Below are 6,099 nucleotides of genomic sequence, written 5' to 3' on the forward strand. Positions count from 1 at the left end.
CGGCGACCAGGATCAGGTCGCCGGCCGGCGCCGCCCGGATGCGGGCGAGCGCGGCGGCGAGCGAGCCGGCGCTGACCCGGCCCTTGGACTGGTCGATCCGCCATTGCAGCCGCGCGATCGTCTTGAGCGGCACGATCGTCACGCCCGGCAACGTCAGCGGCTGCTCCACCATGCGCTCGATCGCGGCATAGCGGCGGTAGGGGCGGAACAGGCGCCGGATCGGATCGTCGTAATAGGGAATGTCGTGATTGCCGACCTCCACCGTCACCGGCACGCCCAGCGACTGGAGCCACGCCGCCCCCGCCTCGAACTCGCCCGGCAATGCGCGCATCGTCAGGTCGCCGGTCATGATCACCGCGTCGGGTCGCTCGTCCCGCACGACCTGCGCGAACCAGTCGATCGCGGCGGGGTCCTCCGCGCCGAAATGGACGTCGCTGACGTGAAAGAGCTTGGCCATGCGCGACGGACAAGGCGGATGCGCCACCCCGGGGTCAAGCCCGGGGTGGCGCATCCGTCTTAGGCCACCTCCGCCAGTGCCTTGGGCTCGTGCATCGGGCAGCCGTTGGTGCGGCCACGGTAGTCGGCCGAGTGCTGGTAGGTACCGCGGCGCGCGCGATTGATGTTGCCCAGCGGCTGGTGCGCGGCGAGCCCGTGCCAGATGTTGAAGGCCAGGCTGTCTTCCGTCTTGACGCTCTCCATCGGCGCCCAGGCGAGTTGCGGCTCGACGGTCAGCGTGGCCACGGTCTGGAAGGGGCTGTCGGCTTCCTTCCACTCTACCGTCGCGTCCTCGACCGGCTGCTTCTCCAGATCGCGGCACAGTTGCACGCGAAGCTCCCAGGTGCCGCCATGCTCGATCAGCTCCTCGTTCATCGTCTCGCGGATCGCGTCGGGGCGACCGGAGGTCTGGACGTGCGAACCCGTCAGCTTGGTCAGCGTCGGAGAAACCGGGAACAGCGCGAACTTGGCGATGTGATCGCCATAGCGGAACGCGGTCTGGCTGTAGTAGATCTCGCCAAGCGGGTGGACCGGCGGGGCGCCGCCCATCTGCTCGATGTTCGGCGATGCCATCCCGATCGCCTTGAGCCCGGCCTCCACCGGCTGCAACACCGCCGACAGCGCCTTCTTGATGCCTTCCATCTTGTCGGTCGTCTTGGCGAGCATGGTCAGGTTGGCGAGGAACTTCTTGGTATCGGGGGCGCCGAAGACGGGGCCGTTGACCATGATGAAGTCCTGGGTCGCGTCGCCCTCCGAGCCCGGCAGCCGCTCGCCGGATACGCCGATCAGCTTGAGCGCGAAGCCACGCGGCGAGTTGACGCTGTCGTCCAGGATGTCGCCCGGCTGGGTCGAGATCCGCGCGACCGCCTCATAGCTGCCGGCCCGGGCGAACAATCCCTGCGCCAGTTCGGGGGCAAGCCCGTCCTTCACCGTCAGCGTGCCGCGCGCGATGGCATGGCCCTTGGCGTGAACCGCGCGGACCGCGTGACCATAGTCCTTCGCGGTGGTGTGCTGGACGATGTCGAACTGCTCCTCCAGCTTGCCGATCGTCTCCCCTTCGTCGGGCTGCGGCTGTTCGACGCTGGGCGAGTATCGGACGGGGACGCTGGGCATCGGCTTTCTCCAAGAAGATCAGCCGGGTAACCCACATCACGTCCGACGCGTTCCCTCACACGAAGCCGAGACTCCACGACGAGGGATTGTAATTGCCCATGTTGGGCAGCACCGTCGTCATCTGGCCGGTCGAGACGCCGAACCAGCTTGCCAGCGTCGAGGCGTACTGGTCGACGGAGATGGTCGGCAGCAATCGCCCCTGCCCCACATCGTCCGGCGTGCCGTTGCCGATCGCGGGCGGCGTGCCGTAGAGGCGCTGGCCCTTGACCGCGCCGCCCATGACGAAGTGCATCGAGCCCCAGCCATGGTCGGAGCCGTCGTCGTTGGATTGCAGCGTGCGGCCGAAATCGCTGGCGGTGAAGGTGGTCACCTTGTCCGCGACGCCCAGCGCGGCGGTGGCGTCGTAAAAGGCCTTCATCGCGTCGCCGACCTTGCCCATCAGCCCCGGATGCTGGGCGACCAGATTGTCGTGCAGGTCGAAGCCGCCGAGCGACACGAAGAAGACCTGCCGCTTGGCGCCGAGATCGTTCGACACGGAGATCAGCCGGGCGACGATCTTGAGCTGGTCGGCGAGCGAGTTGCCCGTCGGGAAGGCCGTGAACGGCGCCGCCGTCGCCGGGGCGTTCGCGAGCGCGGCGGTGACCTGCGTATAGGTGTCGAGCGCGCGCCTGGAGATGCGGGCATGCTCGCCCGCCATCAGATGCGCCGGCGCGGTGGTCATCAGCGAGCGCAGGCTGCTCATCGCGGTTGCCGACCCGAACAGCGAGGACGAGTTGGACAAAAGCGGGATCGGCCCGCCGGTGCCGATCGAATATTGCAGCGCCGCTTGGCCGGTCAGGTAGACCGCATTGCCGGACGCGTTGATGCAGGTGAGCGTCGCGGTGCCGTTGCCCGACTGGAACACGTCGCCGATCCGCCCGCCCCAGCCCGACGTCGCGCCTTCGGGATTGGACGCCTGAAAATAGCTCTGCTGATCGTTGTGGCTGAACAGCTTGGGCGGCAGCTTGACCGATTGCGCGGTGAATTGCGCCTTGGTGGTGGGCATCACCAGCGTGCCGACGTTGAGCACGGCGGCGAGCTTGCCTTGATCGAACAGTGGCTTGATCGACGCCAGCCCCGGCGCCAGCGCATATTGGCGCCCGCCCAGCGAGTTGGCCGGCGTCAGCGCGGTGGCGTCGAGCGCGGACCGGGCGAGCGCGATGTTCTGCCGCGCTGCCGCATATTGCGCGTAGCTGGCGGTGTCATAGGGCGTCAGCGTGTTGGCATAGTCATTGCCGCCATAGAGGAAGACGCAGACCAGCGCCTTGTAATCGGTCGCGGTCGCCGCCGCCGCCTCGCCGATCGCGCCCAGGCTGGTGACGAACGGCGTCGCCGCGCCCGCGATCCCCAGGACGCCCGCACGCTTCAGAAAGGCGCGGCGCGACTGATCGTGCTCGAAGCAGCTCATCACTTCACCGTCAGATAGTCGGGGGAGGACATGGTCAGCAGGATCGCAGCGTTGACGCGATATTGCGGACCGGTGGCGGTCGTGGCGCTGATCGAGTCCACCGCCGCCTTGATCGACGCGACGGTGGCGGCGGAAAGCTGGTTGGCGGCGAGGACGAGGTTGACCTGATCGACCAGTGCCTGGGTATCGGCGGCCTTGGCGAGGATCGCGGTATAGTCCGCCTTCACGTCGCCGGTGCCGTTGACGATCAGCCCGTATAGGTAATTGACATAGGCGACGACGGTCTGCTCGTTGGTGATCTGAAACTCGGGCGCGACCAGTCCGGCGGCTGATAGCGACGTGTTGGGCGGCGTGTAGCCGGGGCGGAAGAAGTTGAACACGGTGCTGGAGCGGCCGGGCGACTGGCCGAGCCGGGTGGTGGTCGACGAAGTGTCGCCGATCGCCCAGGCGGCCGATGGCGAGGTGGCGCCGAACGCGCGCGCCCAGCCGGTCAGCCGCGTCACCGGCTCGCGCAGCTTGCCGGCGCTGGTGCTCGCCAGCACCGTATCCGAACGCGCCTCCGTGTCGGTCAGGATCGCGCGGATCACCGCCTGCATGTCGCCGCGCACGCCCTTGCCATTGTCGGCGAAGGCTGCGGACACGCGGCCGACATAGCCGGCCGACGGATTGGAGGTAACGAGCCGCTGGATCAGCTGCCTGCTGACGAACGGCGCGATGTTCGGGTGCGCGAAGATCGTGTCGAGCGCGGTCTTGACCGCCGCCGTGCCGCCGCCCGCCGTCGACGTGCCGAGGAAGCTGGCGGTGCCCGTCTCGTTGGTCGAGGCGGTCATCACCAGCGGCAGCCGGTAACGCGCGGGCGTGGTCGAGTCAGACGAGGCGAGATTGAGGCCGGTGAAGACGCGCGCGATGCCCGAGACGTCGGCGGGCTTGTAGGTCTCCAGCGGCTGTCCGTCGGCCCCGCTCTTGACCGAGCCGTCAGCGTTGAGCTGGTACAGGCCCAGCGTGAACAGCTGCATCAGCTCGCGCGCATAGTTCTCGTCGGGCTGCGCGCCGGTGGTGGCGTTTGCTTTCTTGTTGCCGAGGAACGTCAGGAACGATCCCATCGCGGCGTTATAGGTGATCGCGTCGAGGATCTGCCGGTAGTTGCCGAACGCGTTGTCCCACAGCGAGTCGACATAGGCCGCCATCGCGAACTGCTTCCAGTTCAGGTTCACTCCCGAGATACCGACCACCAGCAGGTCGAGCAGCGCGATGCCGACCCGCTGGCGCAGCTGGTCCGGCTCGGCGATCAGCTGGCGCCACATCGCGGGATCAAAGCCGGTCTCGGCGTTGATGTTCGCGGCGACGTTGTAGCCGTTGTTCTGCAACCAGTCCCAATGGCTGGTCGCGCGGGCCATCGCGAACTGGTCGGTCAGCCAGCCGTCGACGCCGCGCGTGATCACCGCCTGGATGTCCGCGTCGGTCGCGCCCATCGTCGCCTGCGCGAGGAAGCGGCTCGACTGGGTGGTGGTGAGTGGGGCGGCGACCACCACGACCGGCGCCGAGGCGGTGGTGGGCGCGGTCCCCGTCGTGGCGCCACCACCGCCGCATGCCGCGAGGACAAGGGCCAGCGCGGGGGCGGCCGTCGCGGCGTTCCAGCCGGCGCCCGTCTCGTCCGCGCCGACCGTCGCGGCCGGCTCCATGCCCGTATCCAACATCGCTATCCCCACCCCCGCGTGCCTCGCATCCAGTCGCCAGCTAACGGCTAGGTCATTGCAAAGACAGGTTAAGCTTTTGTCATCCGTCGCGCGGAAAGCAGGACTCGTCTCGGATCGGTCCTTTGGCGGTGCGGCGGACGGTGGCGGTGGGGAGCGCGCCCCATTGATATTTATAGGATTCCTCGCCGCGCAGGAAGTGGAACTCCGCATCGCCGCTGGCGGCGGCGTGCTCGATCAGGGTGGCGAAGGCCATGGAGCCGAAGCTCTGGCCCGGGACGTCGGCGGCGGTGCCCAAGGCGTAGGAGTGGGTGCGGGAGCGGTCGGCGAGCGCGAACAGTACCGCGACGTTTCGGACGCGGAAGTTGGCGTAGGCGATGCGAAGAAGTCCGCGATCGGCCAGCTCGCGCGCGGCAAGGCGCAGGAATCCCTGCATCCGCGCGTCGCCGAGCACACCGGGTTCGCCCAGCGCCTGCCAGCGGGCGGCGTGGAGCGCGAACAGGTCGTCGAGCAGCGCCGGGACCTGCTCGGGCGTGGCGAGCCCTTCCTCAACGCCGCCGGCGGCGACCGCGCGATGGCGGTCGTGGACCACCTTGCGCCGCTGCGACTTGCTCAGGCTCGGCAGCAGGGGGCCGTCCGGCAGCGTCAGCACCGGACAGACCTCGCCCGGCGCGTCCGCCACCGTCCAGCCGGGCGGGGGCGGCCGCAGCAGCGGCGAACCGGGGCGAAGGTCGGGCAGCAGCACCTCGTCCCACCGATCGGCCGTCGCGCCGATCGCGTGCCATAGCCGCGCGGCTGCGTCGGGGACGGCGGGGTCGATCAGCGCGTCGCTGTAATCGGACTGGCCGGGGGGGGCCGGGATCAGCCGGCGCGTGTCGCCGTCGTGCCAGACCTGCGCGGGCAGCGCGGCGACAAGGCGGTCGCCGTCGCGGACCTCGATGTCGAGGCGTTCGGGGCCGCCGAACACCTGCCACCAGGGATCGATCCAGGCGGGCGACTGGAACGGCGTCGCGCGCGGGTCCGCCTCCCACAGCGCCCAATGCTCGGCCGGCGTCACGCGGGCTTGCGCAGGTGAAAGCCGACGCCGTCCCAGATCGCGAAGGGCCGCTCGCCGCAGCGGACCACCTCCAGCCCATGCCGGGCCGCGAGCGCGCGCGCGTCCGCCTCGTCGAGCGCGGGGTCGCCCCGGTAGGACCAGTTGAAGACGAGCCAGTCGCCGCCCGGCGCGAGCACGCGCGCGATCTCGGCCGTCATCACGTCGGCCACCGCCGGGCCGGCGGGGACGACGAACACCCAGCTGTCGACCGCGAGCAACAGGTCGACGCTCCCGTCGCCGAGCATCGCCAGGTC

6 protein-coding genes are annotated in these 6,099 nt (G+C 69.2%); all 6 read right to left on the minus strand.

All coding sequences use genetic code 11. The features are described from left to right. Window positions 1-457 (minus strand): metallophosphoesterase family protein (locus tag HUU95_RS06215; protein WP_174279321.1); only part of this gene is annotated, 457 nt, incomplete at its 3' end. A 59-nt stretch (window positions 458-516) separates the two neighbouring features. Next, window positions 517-1,608 carry a catalase family protein gene (locus HUU95_RS06220; protein WP_174279322.1) on the minus strand — a complete coding sequence of 364 codons (1,092 nt, stop codon included), beginning with the start codon at window positions 1,606-1,608 and terminating at the stop codon, window positions 517-519. 55 nt (window positions 1,609-1,663) lie between these two features. Next, entirely contained in the window at window positions 1,664-3,055 is a 1,392-nt protein-coding gene (locus tag HUU95_RS06225; RefSeq protein WP_174279323.1) for a DUF1501 domain-containing protein, read from the minus strand. Then, on the minus strand, window positions 3,055-4,737 hold the full coding sequence (locus tag HUU95_RS06230; protein WP_254602654.1) for a DUF1800 domain-containing protein: 1,683 nt from the start codon (window positions 4,735-4,737) through the stop codon (window positions 3,055-3,057). Before HUU95_RS06230 ends, HUU95_RS06225 begins: the two co-directional genes overlap by 1 nt. A gap of 94 nt (window positions 4,738-4,831) precedes the next feature. Beyond that, complete coding sequence (locus tag HUU95_RS06235; protein WP_174279325.1) at window positions 4,832-5,806, minus strand: GNAT family N-acetyltransferase; 975 nt, start codon at window positions 5,804-5,806, stop codon at window positions 4,832-4,834. Next, the coding region (locus tag HUU95_RS06240) for a hypothetical protein (protein WP_217429785.1) at window positions 5,803-6,099 on the minus strand (297 nt) is incomplete at its 5' end. The genes HUU95_RS06240 and HUU95_RS06235, both read right to left, overlap by 4 nt.

The organism is Sphingomonas bacterium, from assembly GCF_903643065.1.
Lineage (GTDB): Bacteria > Pseudomonadota > Alphaproteobacteria > Sphingomonadales > Sphingomonadaceae > Sphingomonas.

What these genes read in the sequence shown, in the direction of transcription:
- HUU95_RS06225 (WP_174279323.1), bottom strand. Translation starts at nt 3,055, where the DNA reads ATGAGCTGCTTCGAGCACGATCAGTCGCGCCGCGCCTTTCTGAAGCGT.
- HUU95_RS06230 (WP_254602654.1), bottom strand. Translation starts at nt 4,737, where the DNA reads ATGGAGCCGGCCGCGACGGTCGGCGCGGACGAGACGGGCGCCGGCTGG.
- HUU95_RS06220 (WP_174279322.1), bottom strand. Translation starts at nt 1,608, where the DNA reads ATGCCCAGCGTCCCCGTCCGATACTCGCCCAGCGTCGAACAGCCGCAG.